Genomic DNA, 19,335 nt, shown 5'->3' on the forward strand with positions numbered 1-19,335 from the left:
GGGGAGACTGTCAGCAATCACTCGGCGGTGTGGCGCCTTTGAACAGCAAGCTCATCCATTGCGATGCTGCGTAAGCTGCGTTCATGCCTGCCGTCAAATGTGGTGTGCCGCTCATCATGTGCAACTTGACCTTAGCTCCGCCGCCGCAAAGTTCTTTCGCGTAGGCTCGCGTGATTTTTGGCCTCACGAGCTCGTCGGAGGTGCCTTGCGCGATGAACACGGGCATTCCGTGAGGCAGCATCCCCGTCGAGTTCTTCTGCATGATGTCGCGGATGCGGGCGTCTTTCGTCGGGTCGGAAGATAGGAAGTTGCGGGCAAGTGCGTGCTCGTCGCTGTCCTCCTTCATGAAGTCGGCAAGGTCGAGGATGCAATCGCTGGCCAGGCGGCCGAAGCTTCGTTCCGCATGGGGCACGACGAAGTTGGAGAGTGGGAAGCCGAAGACACGCGACCAGGAATAGAGTGCCATCGCCGTGAGGCTACGGCCGCTGCTCGTCTCGCGATCGGCGTCGAAGAGCTCGATAAGGTTGGTCGCGGGAGCTGCAGCGGCTACGCCGAGAAGCTCGATGTCGGGGGCGTAGGATCTTGCTTCGGCGCCCGTGAACAAGGCTGCGTGTCCGCCCTGTGAGTGTCCCCACACGACGAAGCGCTTGCCAGCGTGCACGTCCTTCAGGGTGCGTGCCGCCCGCACAGAGTCCAGCACGGCATGGGCCGCGCTTTTTCCGATAAGGTAGGGATGGGCGCCTGGGGCGCCGAGGCCCGGATAGTCCGTTGCGACGATGACGTAGCCTGCGTCGGTGAACTGGTCGATTCCCGGGATGGTGCCTGCGAGATCCGGCATCAGCGTCGGCGCGCAGCGCGTCACGACTCCGCTGGTGGGATGCGCCCATGCGATCACGGGGCGGGGCGAGGTGGCGCCGGCTGCGGGGAAGATGATCGCGGCGCTCACCGCGATCGGCTCGTCCTGAAATCCCGTCGAGCGATAGAGGACGCGGTAGCCTTTGTATCCGGCCTTTACGCCTCCTTCGAGTGGCCAGATGCGGAACACTGTGCCGGGCCTGGCGGCGGCCAGCTCGCCTGTGCCGACCTCGTCACGCGCGGCCGCGGGCGCTGGCGTCATGGCGATGGGGGCGAGGAGAAGTAGGATGATCGCCAAGAAGGCGTCTCTTCGGCTGCCGCGCCGTTTCCGTGCCCGCATTGTCAACAGCTCTCCCCGCTCGATGCGCACCATGTCATCGCCGCTTTATAAGACATGAATTTCGGCATTGCCGCGTCCGCGCGTTTCTTCTTCGTGCACGGCAGGAGCAATCGGGAGCTGCGGCGTCCTTCGGCGCTGGGGCGACGGCGTGCGAACCACCCAGACAACCCACTTGCCAGAGGGGAGCGCGGCGGCTATTAAGCGGATATTATAACATCCGTAAGTCGAGGTTCTCATGCCCCCGTACAACCGTGAACGCCTTCGGGCGGCCGTTCTGGCGTTTCCCGCCGCTGCTACCGTGATGGCCGTTTCTTCGGCCTCGGCGCAGAGCGTTACGGAGCTTCCTGCTATCGATGTGACGACGGCGAGCCCGATCGTGAAACCGAAGCGGTCCAAGCAGACGCTTCCGGAGGGGGATACCGCGCCTGCGGAAAGTGCGTCGCTTCCCGGCACAGCGCTCGATTTTGCGGATCATTCGTTCGTGGCGGTCACGACGATGAGCGAGAGCGAGATTGCGCCGATCAACGGGGCGACCATCACGGACGCGCTGGAGACGAAGCCCGGAATTTCGGGAACGTCCTTTGCGCCTGGTGCGAACAGGCCGATCATTCGCGGCCTTGACAGCTATCGCGTCCGCACGCAGGAGAACGGCATCGGCACGCATGATGTGGCTGCCATTTCCGAGGATCATGCAATCCCGATCAGCCCGGATTCTGCCGACCGCATCGAGGTCGTGCGTGGTCCCGCAACGCTGCGCTACGGTTCGCAGGCCATCGGCGGTGTCGTCTCGGTCGAGAACCAGCGTATTCCAACCTACATGCCGAAGGGCGGCTTCAGTGGCGCGCTCAAAGGCGGTGGCACGTCGGTGGACGACAGCAAGGACGGTGCATTCCGGGCCACTGCTGGCTCCCAAGGCATCGTGGTCCACGCAGACGGCTTCTGGCGCAAGGCGGACGACTACGAGTCTCCCAAGGGCACTGTCGAGAACAGCTTTGCCGACAGCAAGGGCGGTGCGCTGGGCGGCTCCATCGTGGGACCGGACGGATTTGTCGGCGTTTCGTTTTCCCGAATCGAAAGCCTTTACGGCATTCCCGGCGAGGAAGCGGAGGAGGGCGTCAACCCGCGTATCGACATGGTGCAGGACAAGGTGCTCGCGAAAGGCGAGTGGCGGGTCCGCGGCTCGGCCGTCGATGCGGTTCGCTTCTGGTTCGGAGCATCGGACTATGCGCACGACGAGCTTGCGATCCATGACCCGGGCGTCGAAGACGAGTTCGAGGTTGGCTCACGCTTCACCAACAAGGAGCAAGAGGCGCGCGTGGAGGTGCAACACGTTCCCGTGGGCACCGTGCTCGGCGAGCTGACCGGCGTGATCGGCGCTCACTGGAACAACCGCAAGACGCGCGGGCAAAGCTTCGAGGGTGAATCTCTGCTCGAGCCGGCCCACACGCAAAGCATCGCGGCGTTCTGGTTCGAGGAGCTTGCATTGACGCGGAAGCTCAGCGTCCAGGCTGCGGCTCGGATCGAGCATGCGACGATCGATGGTTCGGGGTGGGAGGAGTTCCACGGACATCGCGAGGCGCCGCCGGACGATCACGAATGGCATTTCCATTCGCATCGCTTCTCCGGAGAGCGTGACTTCACGCCGACGAGTGCGAGCCTTGGGCTTCTCTATCAGTTGCCACTTCAGACGGTGGCCCGTCTCACGGGGCAGTACGTCGAGCGTGCGCCCGATGCTGCGGAACTTTTCTCGAAGGGCATGCACGAGGCGACGGGGACGTTCGAGGTGGGCAATCCCGGACTCGATGTGGAGAAGGCGACAACGATCGAGGCGGGCCTCAAGAAGTCAGTGGGTGCTCTGCGTTTCGATGCGTCGGCCTACTACACCCGCTACAACGGCTTCATCTATCGCCAGCTCTCCGGACTCGAATGCGATGCGGAGGCGCATGGCGATCATTTCCATTGCTTTGACGAGGGCCACGCGGGTGGCGGCGGGCATGGCCATGGGCACGAGGCGTTCGATCTCGTCTTCTTTCAGCAGCGCGACGCGACGTTCTACGGCGCCGAGCTCGCGTTCCAATATGATGTGGCTCGCGTCTGGAAGGGCGTTTGGGGTGTCGACGGGCAGTACGACTTCGTGCGTGCCGAGTTCGACAACGGCGAGAACGTTCCCCGCATTCCTCCGCATCGTCTGGGTGGCGGCCTGTTTTATCGGGACGCCAACTGGTTTGCGCGGGCTGGTGTCCTGCACGCCTTCGATCAGAACGACTTCGGGGTGAACGAGATCGCGACGCCGGGCTACACGCTGGTTTCGGCGGAGATCAGCTACAGCGTTGCGGGGGAAGCCGTCGATGGCATCGTGCCGGTGGCCACCATCGGTCTCAAGGGTGAAAACTTGGCCGACGACGAAGTGCTCAATCACGCCTCGTTCAAACGCAGCGAGGATGTGCTGCTGCCCGGCGCCAGTGTGCGGGTGTTCGGATCGATCACGCTCAACTGACGGCAGACATAGCAAAACGGCTTCTGCGCAGATGGGATAAGCCGGGCCAGTAGTCTTGTATGGATGTTATAACTTCCGTTGCAGAATTTGCGAGGTGGAGAATGGATGAGAAACTTGCGGCGCATCTCGAAGGAGTGGCGACAACACGCATCGACAGGCGTCTCCCCGTGACCGTGCTCTCCGGTTTTCTCGGGGCGGGCAAGACGACGCTCCTCAATCATGTGCTGAATAACCGTGACGGGCTCAAGGTCGCGGTGATCGTCAACGATATGAGCGAGGTGAACATCGACGCCGATCTGGTGGAGAAAGGCGGTGCCAATCTTTCGCGCACGGATGAGACGCTTGTCGAAATGTCGAACGGCTGCATTTGCTGCACGTTGCGCGACGATCTTCTGAAGGAGGTGCGCCGGCTCGCCGCGGAGCGCCGGTTCGATTATCTCCTGATCGAGTCGACCGGTATTGCCGAGCCTCTGCCTGTTGCCACGACCTTCGAGTTTCGCGACGAGGACGGCAGGAGCCTTTCGGATGTCGCGCGGCTCGATACCATGGTGACGGTGGTCGATGCAGCGCACCTGCTCAAGGATTATTCGTCGAGTGACTTTCTCAAGGATCGCGGAGAGGTGGCGGGCGAGGGAGACGAGCGCCCGCTGGTTCAACTGCTCGTGGATCAGATCGAGTTCGCCGACGTCATCGTTCTGAACAAGATCGATGTCGCGAGCCCGGATGCCATCGAGGCGGCGCGGTCCATCATCCGCTCGCTCAACTCGGATGCGCGGATCATCGAGACGAGTCATGCGCGCGTTTCATCGCGTGATATTCTCGATACGGGGCTCTTCAGCTTCGAGACGGCGCATCGTCATCCGACCTGGTTCAAGGAGCTGAACGGCTTCAAGGACCACAAGCCCGAAACGGAGGAGTATGGGATCTCCAGTTTCGTCTACCGCGCGCGAGGGCCGTTCGAGCCCGCGAACCTTCATGCCTTCTTCAGCAAGTCGTGGCCCGGCGTCATTCGCGCGAAGGGATTTTTCTGGCTTGCAACGCGGCCACAGTGGGTTGGCGAGCTCGCGCAGGCGGGTGCGCTCGTCCAGCACGAGGCGATCGGCTACTGGTGGGCGGCGGTACCCAGAAAGAACTGGCCGAAGGACGACGACCTTGTCGGCCGCATCAACAAGACCTGGCACAAGCTGTGGGGCGACCGGCGCCAGGAGATCGTGTTCATCGGCACGCCTGAGATGGACAAGGTGGCCATGATGGCGGCGCTCGACGCCTGCCTTCTGCCGATTCCGGCGGAGGGCACTCTCGATACGAGCCAGTGGGCGGATCTGCCGGATCCGTTCCCGGAGTGGGCGCGGGAAGCCGCGTAAGCGCGGCGCTAAAAGCGATCAGGCGATGAGCGGGCGCATCTGGGTAACGAAGCGCTCGCTCGTCACGTAGTCGTGGAGCGCGGTGAAGGCGTTGTTGGCGATCTCTTCGCGCAGGCTCGGCATGCCGACCAGCTCGCGGACCTTCTCCTCGAAATCGGCAAGGTCCCATCTCAGCGGTACGTAGGTCTTGCCAGGGACGAAGATGTCCGGGTCGGTCTCTATGTGCGACATGTCGGGTTTCAGCAACACCGAGCCGCTCATGATGGCCTCATAGTCACGCCAGCAAACTTCGCCATAGCCGAAGGGACTGAAGCAGACCTTCGACGCCTGCAGCTCCTGCAGGTAGGCGACATGGCCGAGATTGCCGCCGGTCGCGACGTTCAGGTCTGCAATGGTTCCGAGCGCGTCGACGCATTCGGTTCGCATGGCCTGATACCAGGGCGTACCCTTGACGCCGAGGCGGGCGTGCACGTCAATCGGCTTCTCGCCCACGACCGGAGACGCGCCCAAAAAGCGATGCAGCATGAAGTCGGCTGTCACGAAAGATGGGCCGATGTGAAGTTTGTCGAGGAAGCCCGGGGGGATCGGGAATAGCCGCGTCTCCTCGGCAATTCCGAATTTCTTGCTGAAATGATCGACAAGGTTCGTGTCGCCGAGGGTCGGCTGGCCGTAGAGGGAGCGATCCCGCAGAACGTGCTTTTTTACATAGATCGCGATGTGCGGATCGAGGGCGTCCGCGAGCCTCAGGTCTGTCGGCGCGAACCAGTCCAGATAGACGATGCGGGCTTCAGGGTTCTGCTGTTTGAGGCGCTCCACGATGGCGATGAGCTCGTCACGGGGCGTGTGGAATTGCGTCTGGAAACAGACGGTGGTGGCGTCCCGGGGTGCGGGACTGTTGCCCCGCTCGTATTCCTCGATTGAGACCTCGCGGATCTCGGTGCCGTACTGGCGGCGGAGCGCGTCGGCATAGAAATGGAAAGGGTAGATCTGGCTTTGGGGAATGCGCTCGTCGATGGTGACGAGGAGAAGCCGCGATGTGGCCGTTTTCGAGAACGGGCGATTGAGGAGCCATTTGCGCGCGGCGAAGCGGCCGGTGCGCTGGATGGCGCGGCGCATCTTTTCCAGGATCAGGCCGTGGCGATCAGATGCCATTGGTCGTCTCAGCGAGTTTGCGCGGCAGGTAGGTGTCGGTGACGAGGTCTCTCGATCGCGAGGCGTGGAGCCTGGCGTTGAGGGCCAGGAGGCGCTTGGCCTTCTCGGCATCGAGGCTTTCGAGGCAAAGCGCGTACATACGGTAGATGTTGGCCGAGCTGCGGTGCAATTCCTTCGAACCCCTCAGGAAGTCCGCGGCCTCCTTGAAGGGCTTCTCCGGCTCGATGGCGAGGAGCATCGAGATGCCGTCCAAGGCGCTCGTGATCTTGTGGAACGGGTTCGGGCGCGTGTGCGGCAGGTTGCGGAAGCCTTCCTGGAAGGGCACATGGCGATGTGCGGGATAGGCTTTAGCGATGGCGTCGTTGTGCAGTTGCTGATCGCGCGTGACGCGATAGGGGAGGGAAAGGCCGAACTCGACGAACTCGGGGTCGAGGTAGGGACAGTAGATGGCCGCGGCGCTGCCGAACATGGAGGTGGGCACGAGGCCGATCTCACGACGGGTGCGGCTCCAGAACCAGAACGCCTGGTAGGGGTCGGGTGCTGAGGCATACTCCTGGATCGCCGTGCCGATGTAGTCGATCGCCTCGTCATCGCGTCCCGGCGCGTAAAGAGGGCCGGCGCCCCGGCCCCAGCTCGCTTGCGAGATCACCCTGCCGTGTCCGGCGATCATCCGCTGGGCGATGCCGGCGTAGTCTCCGCGTGAGGCAAGCTGGAAGTACTCCTCGGCGGAGTCGTCCGGGTTCGTCAGGATGTCGCCCGCGATGCCGTCGAGCGCGGCGCAGGGTTGGTCTGCAAGGTAGTCGTGCAGCGGCATCATCTGCGCGTGTTCGTCCGAGCATAGGCTTGTCAGGATCAACGTGCGCAGGATATCGCGCGAGCGCGATCTCGGGTGGCCGAGAATGGTGTGAGAGACGCCGACGCTCTCGCAGACCGCGCGCGCAGCGCGGGCTTCAGAGTTCAGCTCGCGGCCGCCATGGTGGAACGTCACGCAGGTCTTCGGCAGGCGGCCGAGGTGCTGCATTTCGAGCAGAATGTGGCGCGAGTCGCGCCCGCCGCTCAGCGGCAGCACGATGTCGTCGGTCCAAGCATCCAGGATGCGCGTCATGCTCTGGCGCGCAAGGTCGATGAAGCCGTCAACCGCGCCTTGCCGCGAGATCTCCCGGACCTGGGGAACCGTGGGGCCGCCTGTGACCGTGAACTCGCCGTTGCGCCATGTAAGACGCCCGCCCGGGGGAAGCACGCGAATGTTCTTGAACGGGGTGTCGTCGTTGATGAAGAGGCCGAGGCGGTAAAAGACCGCGAGGGCGCGATGGTCGAGCGTGGTGTCGGCGCCATCTGCGATCAATTGCAGGAGCGAGGGCGATACGCCGACGGTCTTGCCGTTCGCAAAGAAGAAGAGATTGAAGTAGCCAAACGGATCCACCTCGGCGACGAGGGTTTCGCCATCCCAGGACCAGGAGGCGAAGACCCCCGCGGGCCGGCCGCTCGTTGTTTCGTATTCGTTTCCGAGGCTGCAGGTGGTGTCTCCCGTCACCGAGACCTGGCCGTTCCGGCACTGAGCGGCGAAATGCGGCGGGATGGTTTCGAAGACGGGCCAGCGGCGCGTGCGTTTTTGGTTTTGTTGAGCCGCGGCGGTCATAGACGTTTCCCCGAGCGCCCTCGGATCGTTGCCGACCGGCTTCCCGGCCTGTCCTGGGCTCTTTGTGCTTCCGAAAAGTGGCTTGGTTAAAACGGCGTCGATGAGCATGGGCTCGGCAACATGATGTGTCGGCAATTGGTTAGCCAAGCTATTGGCAAGAAACCGTAATCTCGTGCTCCGTTGTTCGAGCTCGTTCGATAAAACGGGTACGGGCCTGGTCGTTGCGATGTTTCGGTGTGTTACAGGCTAGCGCTAAAATATTCTGTAAAAGGCCGTGGGCAAATGACTTCGAACATCTTGGTTTCGAAGGTGGAGGCGGCCCGGTGCCCGGTCGCCGATTTACCGGCCTAGGGCGTAGAGCCGATGGCGTTGAGGGACGCCTGGTGCAGCCCATACCTTTCCAGCGCATCACGATTGCGCTGGCCCGCCGCCGCGAGGCTCGTAATGGCCTCGCACAGAGCGTTCAGAACGCCGTCCCGGTTCGACATATGCGGAAACTGGACATCGAGCTGCTTCACGACGCTTTCGTGAACATCGCGAAGGAGGTCCTTGGTGGCGGAATCGAACCTATCGGAGGATAGAAACTGCATCGCCCACTCCAGCCGCTCGAAAGAGGGGAGGCGCATATCGCGGATGCACTCTCGTCAGGCGGCTCCCAATCTCGCGACCGCCAATATATGCAACTTATCAGGAATACCGGTGTGTGTCCCCCCTCTCATTGTCGATCGCTTCTCTGCCTCCAGCGAGGCCCGTCTTATCGGGCTTTTGCGTGGCCGCAGGCTGTGCCTTACTTCCGGAAGTCCACTAGCGCGTCGTCGCTCATCCGTTCTAAGGTTGCCCCGCGAGCTGGCGTTCACGCCGAACTGCCTGACATATCTATCGAAGTTGTGGCACGGGCGATCCTCCATACGGTCGGGGGATACCGCAGGTGCCGCGCCAGACGGGGCTTGAGACCTATGCTTAGACGACGTGCAACCGTAGCCGCTGCACAGGCGGCGATGGTCTTGGCTTTTCTTTCCGGAATTGCCGGGCCCGCCAGCGCAGGATACAGGCTGTGCGCGCTTCGCGACGGGCCACAGGGACCGTGCACGTGCAAGTCCGATGGCGACGGCGCAGGCAACTTCACTGTGGTGCCGAAGAGCCGCTGCCGCGCCGCGGACGCTGCCCAGAAAAAAGACGCGGCGGCGGCCCCCGCGGAAGGGACACAGCCTCAGGCGGCATCCTCCACTGCGCAGGCTCCGGCTGTTCCCGCTCCGGCGGCCGACCCGCCGCCTACCCAGGTCACGGAGCCTGCTCCTGCGTCCGCTGCCGAAGGAGCTTCTATCGTCACTGCCGCGTTACCGTCCGCTGCGTCGAAACTCGACGAGGTTCGCTCGCGCGGCAAGGTTCTGTGCGGAGTGAACACCGGGCTTTTGGGTTTCGCAGCGCAGACCGGCGCTGGTAGCTGGGCGGGGCTCGATGTCGAGTTCTGCCATGCGCTCGCGGCGGCGGTATTCGGCGATGCGAGCAAGGTGGATTTCGTGCCGCTCGAGACCAACGAGCGCTTCGACGCGCTGAAGAGCCAGAAGGTCGACATTCTCTCGCGCAACACCACCTGGACCATGTCGCGCGAGGTGGAGATGGGCCTGAGGTTTGCCGGCATTCTCTATTTCGATGGCCAGGGGTTCATGACGGGCAGCGAGCGCGGGCTCGTGTCCGCGCACCAGCTTTCGGGACTGAAGGTTTGCGTGGAATCCGGCACGACCACCGAGAAAAACATGGCCTACTATTTCAAGGCGCAGGGCATCGACGCGCAGGTTCAGGCCTTCCCGACGCGCGACGACATGCTGAAAGCCTATGGCAGCGGCGCATGCGATGCCTATTCGGGCGATCGCTCGGCACTGTTCTCGGATCGCGCTTCGTTCTCCGAGCCGGAAAAGCATGACATCCTGCCCGAGGTGATCTCCAAGGAGCCGCTCGGCCCGGCCGTGCTCAAGAGTGACGAGGAGTGGACGGAGATCGTGCGCTGGACGCTTGCCGGTCTCGTGAACGCGGAGGAGGTGGGGCTGGACAAGGCGGCGGCTTCCGGCGGGGGCTCTCTGAGCGACGATGCGCAGCGGCTCGTCGATGGCGCGGGTGCCAGCGGCGAGAAGCTGCGCCTCAAACGAACCTGGCTGCGCGATGTCGTGGCAGGAGTCGGGAACTACGGAGAGATGTTCGAGGCCAATGTCGGCAAGGGAAGCTCCCTCGGCATGGATCGCGGGCTCAACGCGCTGTGGAAGCGCGGCGGCATCCTGTCCGCTCCGCCCATGTGGTGATGCGTTTCACCTCCCCACAGGTCTCGAAGTCAGGCTTTGCCATGCGTCTCATCCCGGTCTCCAGGTTTCGTGCTTCCGCTCTCCGCGTCGTTTGGGCGTTGGCTGCGGTGTCGTGCGTCTCGATGCTCGCTGCCCATCCGGCCGCCGCGCAGCGGCAGCGGACGTTGCCGCCGGAGCCCAGCACCGTTCCCTGGGTGAGCCCGCCCGGCATCCAGGAGCTTCAGGGCGCGATTGCGAAGTATCAGGCGATCGTTTCCGCTGGCGGATGGCCAATGCTGCCCGCCCGTATTACGTTGCGGCCCGGGGATAGCGACGCGAACGTCGCCATCGTTCGCCGCCATCTCGAGATGACCGGGGACATGCGCCGCGGCGGCGATGCGTATCTGTTCGACGCGGCGTTGGAGGCGGGCGTCAAACGGTATCAGCTTCGCAACGGGCTCGAGCCTACGGGGATCGTGTACGGCATCACGCAGCGCTCGCTCAACGTGCCGGCCCAGACGCGGTTGCGCCAGCTTCAGCTCAATCTTGCGCGTATGCAGGAGCTGCTGCCGAAACTTTCGGCTCCGCGGCAGGTTCTCATGAACTCGGCGAGCTTCGAACTGCAGGCGCTCAACGGCGGGCAAGTGGAGCTGACGAGCAGAACGATCGCAGGGAAACGCGCGACGCCGACGCCCACCATCAGCGCGACGCTGCAAGCCCTCAACATCTATCCTTTCTGGCATGTGCCCGGGTCGATCGCGAAAGCCGCGCTCATTCCTGCGGTCCGAAAGGACCCCTCCTATCTCTACAAGGAGCGCATCCGCGTGTTCTCGACGTTCGGCGGCGAGGAGATCGATCCCTCGATGGTCAACTGGTGGGGGCCCGAAGCCGAGCGCTACGTGTTCCGGCAGGACCCGGGACCGCAGAATGCGCTGGGTCTCATCCGCTTCGACATGCCCAACAAGCAGATCGTGTACATGCACGATACGCCGATGAAGAACCTCTTCGATTATTACGAGCGGGCGAACAGCGCGGGCTGCGTGCGCGTGCAACGCTACGTGGATCTGGCCGATTGGCTTCTCGCGGGGCAGGACGGATGGAGCCGCGCGGGGATCGAGGCGGCGCTCGCCGAAGGTCGTGCCAAGACGATCAAGCTTGCGCGGCCCGTGCCTGTGCACTTCATCTATCTCACCGCGTGGGCCGAGAACGGCAACGTTCAGTTCCGCAACGATCTCTATAACCGCGACGACTCGGCGTTCGATCCCGGCGAGGATATCGCGTCGCGCACGTTCAACATGCCGGTGGCGCCCTAGAAGCCGTTCGCACTACGGTCTCGTGCGCATCACCTTGGTGTGGACGCGCGGCGTCGTCAGGATCGGCGCGTAGACGAACGTGAAGAGGGCGAACGCCGCGATCCAGGCCATGGCTGCCGCGCCGAGGAAGACGTTGGTAAGCTCGGGGGGCACCATCGGCGCCATAACGCGCAGCAGCGCGGCCAGAGTGACCAAGCCATAGGACCACACCACAAGGGGCGGCGCGATGAGGCGGCGCCCTGTGTGGCCGAGCGAGGCGCGGCTCATCACGGCAAGGATCATCGTACCGATGGCGCCGGTGCCGAACGCATGGCTCGCCATGGCGCTCGTCACCAGACCGGTCCAATTTGCCATCGCGCTCAGAACGAGCCCGATCACGATCCAGGCGTAACCCAGATGCAGGATCCAGACGATGGGCTCCTTGCGGGCTTCGACACCCCGCCACAGCGCGAGGCGCGCGCCGTTGAGTCCGGCAGCGATCAAGGCTGCGAGGCCAGCCAGTATGGTTGAAATGCCGGATGCGTCGATCAGTAGGAAGGCTACGATCGAGAGGATCGAGGTGGCGTCGAGCCAGACGATGCGGCTCGGCAGCCTGCTCGCCGGGCTGTGAATGTGCACCCAGTTGTGGGTGAAGGCGGGCACGATGCGGCCGGCGATGATGGCCGTCATCGTAATGACCAGCAGCATCGAGAAGCGGACCGCGGACAACGGAGAGGCATCTATATATCCGGCGTTGGCGAGATGGAATGACACGTTTCCGAGCGTCAGCGCCGCAATGATGGCCAGGAAGACGAGATTGCGCGGCATCGGCTTCACGAGAAGCTGGCGCGCGGCGAAGGCTCCGATCAGGGGTAGGAACAGAACGTCGATGGTGGCCGCGAGGGCATAGGGAATGGTGCCGGACAGTCCCATGGCGAGGCGCCCGGCCAGCCAGGCCGCGAATGACACGACAAGTGGAAGGCCGGAGAGGGGTAGCCCGCCTGTCCAGTTGGGCACGGCCGTGAGCAAGAAGCCGGCAAGCGCGGCGCCCGCAAAGCCGAACACCATTTCGTGCGCGTGCCAGGCGAACGGCGATCCCGCAACCGGCAGCCAGTCCTGCGCGCCGCCTCCGGCCGCAAGCGCGATCCAGATCGTCCAGATGCCCATTGCCAGTGCGGAGAAGATGCCCGCGCCGAGAAAGAACGGCCGGAATCCGTATGAGAAGAAAGCATCGAAGCTGGGACGCGCGCCGCTCGGCGCGAGCCGTTGCGAGGGATGGGGAACGGGTGAGAACGTCATCTGTGGCATGCGCCGGAAACAAACCGAATGGCTTCTCCGGTCTCCCTGCTTCATGACTGGTGCGCTCACGCTAGCGCTTTGTCGCAGGGGGCTGCTTAACCGGGGTCAACCGGGGCGCGTGTGCCAGCTCAGAAGCCTTCGTCTCCGCGTTCGGTCGACTCGATGAACTGCTTGAGCAGGGCGATATCGACGATCGTCACGTTTTCGCGGTCCACGCTGACGCCGAGCGGGCGGAGTTTTCCCAAGGCGCGCGAGAGGCTTTCGGGCTTCATGCCGAGGCGGTTGGCGATCAGCGCCTTCTCGTAGGGAAGCTCGATGGTGCAGCCGCCTTCGCGCACCGGACAGAGGCGCAATAGAAAATCTGCGATGCGCTGGGGTGCGGAGAGAAGCTTGATATGCTCGATCTGCTCGACGAGCGCTTTCAGGTGATAGGACGAGGAAGCCAGCATGGAGAGGGCAAGATCCGGCTGCTCACGGATGCGGCGTCGCAAGGTTTGTCCGTCGATCCGCAGAAGCCGCGAGCTGGTCACGACCTCGGCGCTGACGGGATAGCGCCCGCCGATGAACATGGCGCCTTCCGCGAAGGTCTCGCCGCGCCGGAATACGCCGACGACCGCTTCGGCGCCGTCGGGCGTGACGCGATAGAGCTTCACCCACCCATCAAGGACCACGAAGAACGAGTTCGCGCTCTCTCCCTGCTGGAAGAGCATTTCTCCCTTTCGGTGGACTGTCACGGTTTGGTTGCCGATGACGGAAACTGCAACCTCTTGCGGCATGGTGCCAAAGAGCGGGGTCGAGCGGACGATTTGCCAGTCTGTCGGATCCATTTTCCTCGCTCTTCCGGAGATGCCCCTCGGGGATCGGGGCCTTGCTGCTCCGTGCCTCGCGCCGCAGCTCAATAGCCTCGCACACTAGCACTTTTTGTTCTCTCCCTGCTTTGTGCCAGCGTCTCGCAGCTCAATCAACCGCTAGCCCCCTTGACCCCGGTTAAGGATCTCAGGGGATGCCATCGATACCTATGGGGCTCATCACGCGCAGCCGCCCTTGCGGCGTGGAAGTTGGGAGCCGGCGGTGCCGTTACGGATCTTGCGAGGATACCAATCTGCCGGGCTGCCGGGCTTCGCACTCCTTCTTTGTGCCTCCCTTCTGCTCACCTCGCTCGGTTACGCGCCGGCTGCCTATTCCGCGGGTTTTGGCGCGTATACGGCTGACGTAAAGCCCGCTGACGTCTTCCCCGGCGCTGAGACATTCGGGCCCGCGGAGGGCAAGCCAAAAGCCATCCCCGCGCTCAAGGGCGGTAAGATCGCCGGCTACGTCTTTGAGACGTCCGACATCGGCTACTCAGGCAAGCCGATCCGCATTCTCGCGGGTATCGATGTGGCGGGCGTGTTCACCGGTGCGAAAGTCATCGAGCATCATGAGCCGATCCTCTTGGTCGGGATTGCGCCGGAAGAGCTGTTCGGCTTCGTCGGCCGTTTTGCCGGGCGCAACATCGTCGAGATGTCCAAGGAGAGCGCCTCGAAATCGGTCGATGTGATTTCCGGGGCGACCGTGACTGCGGTCGTGATTACCGACGGTGTCATGCGTGGGGCGCTGGCCGTCGCGAAATCGCGGGGGATTGCAGGGTTTCCACCACCGGCGGCCGGGGCGTCTGCCGGGCAATCCCCTGCTGCCCGGAGCGTGCTCGCGGAAATACCCTATACTCCCGCCGACTGGGCCCAATTGATCGGGGATGGCTCCGTCCGGCGCCTGCATCTCCTCAACAAGGACGTGGATGCGGAGTTTCTGAAGATCGGCGTGGGGAGCCCCGAGCCTTACGCGCGTGCCGGTGTGCCGGACGCCGACTTCATCGATCTGCATCTCGGGCTTTTCAATATCGAGACGATCGGGCGCTCACTGGTGCCGGAGGTGGACTACAAGCGGCTCGCATCGTGGCTCGAGCCTGGACAGTCCGCTCTGATCATCGCGGCGAGCGGCGATTACAGCTTCCGGGGCTCGGGCTTCGTTCGCGGCGGTATTTTCGATCGCATCCAGCTCGTGCAGGATGACCAGACGATCCTGTTCAAAGACAAGGACTATCGCCGGGTCGACAGCCTTAAGCTACCCAATCCCGAATTCAGCGAGGTTGGGTTGTTCCGGGTGCCTGCCTCGGCCAAGTTCGACCCCACGAAGCCGTTCCGGCTCGAGCTTCTGGTGCAGCGGCCGACAGGCGCCACCAGCAAGGCGTTCACCAGCTTCTCGCTCTCCTATCAGACACCGCAGCGGTTCCTCGCGACCGCCGCGGCTCCAGCGCCGCAACCGGAGCCTGTCGCGTCTGCGCCCGATCCGGGTGCTCACGAAAGCGCGGCGCAGGCCGATGCTCTGTGGCCGAAGATCTGGCGCGCACGTGTGCTGGACGTCGTCATTCTCGCGATCTCACTCGCCATCCTGACAGGCATCTTCTTCTTCCAGGATTGGCTGGTGAAGAAGCCCGTCATGTTCGCGCGCCTGCGGACAGCCTTTCTGCTGTTCAGTGTGCTTTGGATCGGGCTCTACGCAAAGGCGCAGCTTTCCGTCGTCAATGTTCTCACTTTCGCAAATGCGATCGTTACCGAGTTCCGCTGGGACTATTTCCTGCTCGAGCCGTTGATCTTCATCTTGTGGTGCGCGACAGCCGTCTCGCTGATCTTCTGGGGCCGTGGGGCGTACTGCGGATGGCTGTGCCCGTTTGGATCGTTGCAGGAGCTTCTCAATCACGGGGCGCGGCGCCTCGGCATCCGGCAGATCACCGTGCCGTTCTACGTGCACGAGCGTCTGTGGGCGCTGAAGTACATCCTGTTCCTCGGTCTTTTCGGCGTCTCGCTCGGGAACATGGCTTTCGCCGAACAGCTTGCGGAAATCGAGCCGTTCAAGACGGTGGTTCTGCTGCGCTTCATGCGCGAGTGGTGGTTTGTGCTGTTCGCGCTTTCGCTGCTCACGGCGGGCCTCTTCATCGAGCGCTTCTATTGCCGCTATCTCTGCGTTCTCGGCGCGGCGCTCGCCATGCCTGGGCGCGGGCGCATGTTCAACTGGCTGAAGCGGCGCAAGCAGTGCGGCTATGAATGCCAGCTCTGCGCCAAGAACTGCATGGTGCAAGCCATCCATCCGCTGGGCGAGATCAATCCCAACGAGTGCCTCTACTGCATGCACTGCCAGGTCATCTACTCGGATGATCACGCCTGCCCGCCGCTCGTCATGAAGCGCGAAGGCAGAGGCAAGAAAGCGGCGGCCAAGCGCGATGCTGTTCAGGCTGCGCCGGCACAAGTGCCCGCCAAGCCGCCGGCGCCGATCGAGATCACGTACAGCACCAAGGAGAAGAGTCATGTCTAAGTCAGATCAAGAAGGCCTGAGCAGGCGTGACCTGCTGGGTTCCGGAATAACGGCGGCGACGGCCGCGGGCGTTGCCGGTCTCGCAACGGGAGGAACGGCGGTTCTTATCGCGCGGCCTGAAACAGCCCGCGCCGACAACGATAGCGATGCGCATGCAAAGGTCGCCATCGCGCCCGGAAAGCTCGACGAGTATTACGGGTTCTGGTCGGGCGGCCATTCCGGAGAGGTGCGCGTTCTCGGTCTTCCGTCGATGCGCGAGCTGATGCGCATACCGGTGTTCAATCATTGCAGCGCCACTGGCTGGGGCATCACCAACGAAAGCCTCCAGGTTCTCACGGAAGGCTTGACGCCGGAGAGTCGCGAGTATCTCGCTTCGATCGGGCTGAAGACGTACATCAACGGAGATACGCACCATCCGCGTCCCTCCTATACGGACGGCGCCTACGACGGGCGCTACCTCTTCATCAACGACAAGGCCAACTCGCGTGTCGCGCGCATTCGCCTCGACGTGATGAAGTGCGACAAGATCATCCAGGTTCCGAACGCGCATTCGGTCCACGGTCTGCGCCTGCAACGCTACCCGAGGACCGGCTACGTGTTCTGTAACGGCGAGAACCGCGCGCCGATCCCGAATGTTGGAAAGCTTCTCGACGAGCCGAAGAAGTGGAGCTCGGTGTTCTCGGCCATCGACGGCGATACCATGCAGGTTGCCTGGCAGGTGATCGTGTCCGGCAACCTGGACAACAATGACGCGGACTACAAGGGCCGCTACATCGCGTCCACGAGCTACAACGCGGAGGAAGGCACCACGGTCGCCGAGATGACGGCGAGCGACAAGGATCACATCGTGGTGTTCAACATCCCCGCGATCGAGAAAGCGATCAAGGACGGCAAGTACACCGAGATCAATGGCGTGAAGGTGGTCGATGGACGCAAGACGTCGACACTCGGCGTCACCGTCTATGTGCCCGTGGCCAACAGCCCCCACGGCTGCAACGCCGCGCCGGACGGAAAGCATCTCGTCATCAACGGCAAGCTCTCGCCCACGGTGACGATCTTCGACTGGGACAAGTTCGACGACGTGTTCGCCGGCAAGATCAAGGGCGAGGAAGCCATCGTCGGCAATCTCGAGGTCGGCCTTGGACCGCTCCACACGACTTTCGACGGAAAGGGCAACGCCTACACCTCCCTCTTCCTCGACAGTCAGGTCGTGAAGTGGAATATCGGCGAAGCTATCCGTGCCTACAACGGCGAGAAGGTCAACCCGATCAAGCAGAAGATCGACGTGCACTACCAGGTTGGCCACATCAACGCCACCCACGGCGAGACCAAGGAGGCCGACGGCAAGTGGGCAATCGCGCTCTGCAAGTTCTCGAAGGACCGCTTCCTCAACGTCGGTCCGCTGAAGCCCGAGAACGATCAGCTCATCGACATCTCGGGCGACAAGATGGTGCTGGTGCATGACGGCCCGACCTTCGCCGAGCCGCATGACGCGACCATCGTGCACGCGTCCAAGCTCAATCCGGTCGAGGTGTGGAAGAAGGACGACCCGTTCTTCAAGTTCGCGATGGACTGGGCCAAGAAGGACGGCATCAAGCTCGGTGACGACAACAAGGTGATCCGCGACGGCGACAAGGTGCGCGTCTACATGACGTCTGCGGCGCCTGCGTTCGGCCTCGAGAACTTCCGCGTGAAGAAGGGCGATGAGGTGACGGTGTTCGTCACCAACATCGACGACGTGGTCGATCTCACGCACGGCTTCACCATCGTCGACTACGGCGTCGCCATGGAGATCGGTCCGCAGGCCACGTCCTCGGTCACTTTCAAGGCCAACAAGCCGGGCGTTCATTACTACTACTGCCAGTGGTTCTGCCACGCGCTCCACATGGAGATGTCGGGACAGATGCTGGTCGAGGACACGGGAGTCTAACGCTCGTGCGTCATGAGCTGCGAGCTTTGGCGGGTGTCGTCGCGGGTCTGATGTTCGCGGTGTCTCCCCCTGTGCTCGCGGCAGATATTGCGGTGAAGGCCGACGCAGCGGCCTTCACCCAGGCACTCGAGCAGGCGCAGGACGGAGACCGCCTCCTGCTTCAAGCCGGCGTCTATGCGGGCTCCTTCGTCATCGACAAGAAGCTTGCCGTCGAAGGGGTACCGGGAGCCATCGTCGACGCCGGGGGCAAAGGCACGGCGATCAAGGTCGTCTCTTCGGGCGCGACCGTGCGCGGCCTAACCGTTCGCGGATCCGGAAAGAAGGGTGAGGATTTCGACAGCGGGATCTTCATCAAGAAGGGGGCTGACGACGTCGTCATCGAGAACAACGATGTGGAAGGCAATCTTTTCGGCATCGTTCTTCATGGCTGCAAGGGTGCGCGCGTCCTCAACAACCGCATCGCCAATCGCAGTGATCTCTGGCTCAACGATCGCGGCAACGGCATCCACATTTGGAACACCAGCGGCTCGCTCGTCGCGGACAATCATGTGACGTCCGGGCGCGACGGCATCTACATCGAGATCAGCCACGACAACGTCATTCGCGGCAACCGGTTCGAGGGCCTGCGGTTCGCGGTTCACTACATGTACGCTAACCGCAACGAGGTGAGCGACAATATTTCGATCCGCAACCGGGTCGGCTTCGCGCTGATGTACTCGAACGGCCTCAAGGCACTGCGCAACGTGTCGGTTTCGGATCTGCAACATGGGCTCATGCTGCATACGGTCCACAAGTCCGAGGCGGCGGGGAACCGCATCTTCGGCACCGGCGAGAAGTGCCTGTTCATCTACACCTCCGCGGGCAACGACATTCACGACAATCGCTTCGAGCAATGCGGGGTGGGGGTTCACTTCACCGGCGGCTCCGAGAGTAATGCCTTCTACGGCAACACGTTCCTCCTGAACGAGATGCAGGTGAAGTACACTGGCCTCAAGGTCTACGAATGGTCGAAGAACGGCCGGGGGAACTACTGGAGCGACAATCCGGCCTTCGATCTCGATGGCGACGGGATCGCTGATGCCGCCTATCGGCCCAACACACTCGTCGATTGGGTTCTGTGGAAATATCCGCTCGCCAAGCTTTTGGTTTCGAGCCCCGCGCTCGAGATGCTGCGTTTCGTTCAGGCACAGCTCCCGACGCTCTATCCAGGCGGTGCGATCGACAGCTATCCGCTCATGACGCCGGGTGCCGGGGTGGCCGCCCTGCCGGCGGACGTCGATCTGTCGCCAGCGCCCCGTGATCCCGCCCAGGCGGGCGCGGATTCGCGGCCCATCATGTGAGGT

13 protein-coding genes are annotated in these 19,335 nt (G+C 63.0%); 7 read left to right on the plus strand and 6 right to left on the minus strand.

Going from position 1 to position 19,335, the window contains the following annotated elements:
* Positions 1-10: 10 nt before the first annotated feature.
* Positions 11-1,153 carry an alpha/beta fold hydrolase gene (locus PE058_RS07335; protein ID WP_271030247.1) on the minus strand — a complete coding sequence of 381 codons (1,143 nt, stop codon included), beginning with the start codon at positions 1,151-1,153 and terminating at the stop codon, positions 11-13.
* 277 nt (positions 1,154-1,430) lie between these two features.
* Between PE058_RS07335 and PE058_RS07340 the strand changes: the two genes are divergently transcribed.
* On the plus strand, positions 1,431-3,692 hold the full coding sequence (locus PE058_RS07340; protein ID WP_020087084.1) for a TonB-dependent receptor: 2,262 nt from the start codon (positions 1,431-1,433) through the stop codon (positions 3,690-3,692).
* A 101-nt stretch (positions 3,693-3,793) separates the two neighbouring features.
* Positions 3,794-5,056: a zinc metallochaperone GTPase ZigA gene (gene zigA, locus PE058_RS07345; protein ID WP_271030248.1), complete on the plus strand. Its 1,263-nt coding sequence runs from the start codon at positions 3,794-3,796 to the stop codon at positions 5,054-5,056.
* Between the two features lie 18 nt (positions 5,057-5,074).
* Here zigA and PE058_RS07350 read toward each other — a convergent pair whose 3' ends face one another.
* From PE058_RS07350 to PE058_RS07360, 3 genes are all read right to left on the minus strand, one after another.
* The gene (locus PE058_RS07350; RefSeq protein ID WP_271030249.1) at positions 5,075-6,208 is read right to left on the minus strand and encodes a glycosyltransferase; all 1,134 of its coding nucleotides are present in this window, start codon (positions 6,206-6,208) and stop codon (positions 5,075-5,077) included.
* Entirely contained in the window at positions 6,198-7,847 is a 1,650-nt protein-coding gene (locus tag PE058_RS07355; protein ID WP_271030250.1) for a hypothetical protein, read from the minus strand. Before PE058_RS07355 ends, PE058_RS07350 begins: the two co-directional genes overlap by 11 nt.
* A gap of 347 nt (positions 7,848-8,194) precedes the next feature.
* Positions 8,195-8,473: a hypothetical protein gene (locus tag PE058_RS07360; RefSeq protein WP_020087081.1), complete on the minus strand. Its 279-nt coding sequence runs from the start codon at positions 8,471-8,473 to the stop codon at positions 8,195-8,197.
* A 330-nt stretch (positions 8,474-8,803) separates the two neighbouring features.
* Here PE058_RS07360 and PE058_RS07365 point away from each other — a divergent pair, with 330 nt between their 5' ends.
* Together PE058_RS07365 and PE058_RS07370 are read left to right on the plus strand one after the other, a co-directional pair.
* Positions 8,804-10,144, plus strand: coding sequence for an amino acid ABC transporter substrate-binding protein (locus PE058_RS07365; protein WP_271030251.1), 1,341 nt, complete (start codon positions 8,804-8,806; stop codon positions 10,142-10,144).
* The gene (locus PE058_RS07370; RefSeq protein ID WP_271030252.1) at positions 10,144-11,436 is read left to right on the plus strand and encodes a L,D-transpeptidase family protein; all 1,293 of its coding nucleotides are present in this window, start codon (positions 10,144-10,146) and stop codon (positions 11,434-11,436) included. The genes PE058_RS07365 and PE058_RS07370 overlap by 1 nt, the downstream gene beginning before the upstream one ends.
* A 12-nt stretch (positions 11,437-11,448) precedes the next feature.
* Here PE058_RS07370 and PE058_RS07375 read toward each other — a convergent pair whose 3' ends face one another.
* Positions 11,449-12,714, minus strand: coding sequence for an NnrS family protein (locus tag PE058_RS07375; protein ID WP_271030253.1), 1,266 nt, complete (start codon positions 12,712-12,714; stop codon positions 11,449-11,451).
* Between the two features lie 128 nt (positions 12,715-12,842).
* A complete protein-coding gene (locus tag PE058_RS07380; protein ID WP_020087077.1) occupies positions 12,843-13,541 on the minus strand; it encodes a Crp/Fnr family transcriptional regulator in 699 nt (232 codons plus the stop codon).
* Between the two features lie 244 nt (positions 13,542-13,785).
* On the opposite strand from PE058_RS07380, the gene PE058_RS07385 reads away from it, so the two are divergent.
* From PE058_RS07385 to PE058_RS07395, 3 genes are read left to right on the plus strand one after another with little or no spacing between them, the layout of a single operon-like run.
* Complete coding sequence (locus PE058_RS07385) at positions 13,786-16,062, plus strand: NosR/NirI family protein (RefSeq protein ID WP_271030254.1); 2,277 nt, start codon at positions 13,786-13,788, stop codon at positions 16,060-16,062.
* Positions 16,055-17,992: a TAT-dependent nitrous-oxide reductase gene (gene nosZ / locus PE058_RS07390; protein ID WP_020087075.1), complete on the plus strand. Its 1,938-nt coding sequence runs from the start codon at positions 16,055-16,057 to the stop codon at positions 17,990-17,992. Before PE058_RS07385 ends, nosZ begins: the two co-directional genes overlap by 8 nt.
* A gap of 5 nt (positions 17,993-17,997) precedes the next feature.
* Positions 17,998-19,332, plus strand: coding sequence for a nitrous oxide reductase family maturation protein NosD (locus tag PE058_RS07395; RefSeq protein ID WP_156827466.1), 1,335 nt, complete (start codon positions 17,998-18,000; stop codon positions 19,330-19,332).
* The last annotated feature ends 3 nt before the right edge of the window (positions 19,333-19,335 follow it).

The organism is Hyphomicrobium sp. DMF-1, assembly GCF_027886585.1.
GTDB classification, from domain to species: domain Bacteria; phylum Pseudomonadota; class Alphaproteobacteria; order Rhizobiales; family Hyphomicrobiaceae; genus Hyphomicrobium_C; species Hyphomicrobium_C zavarzinii.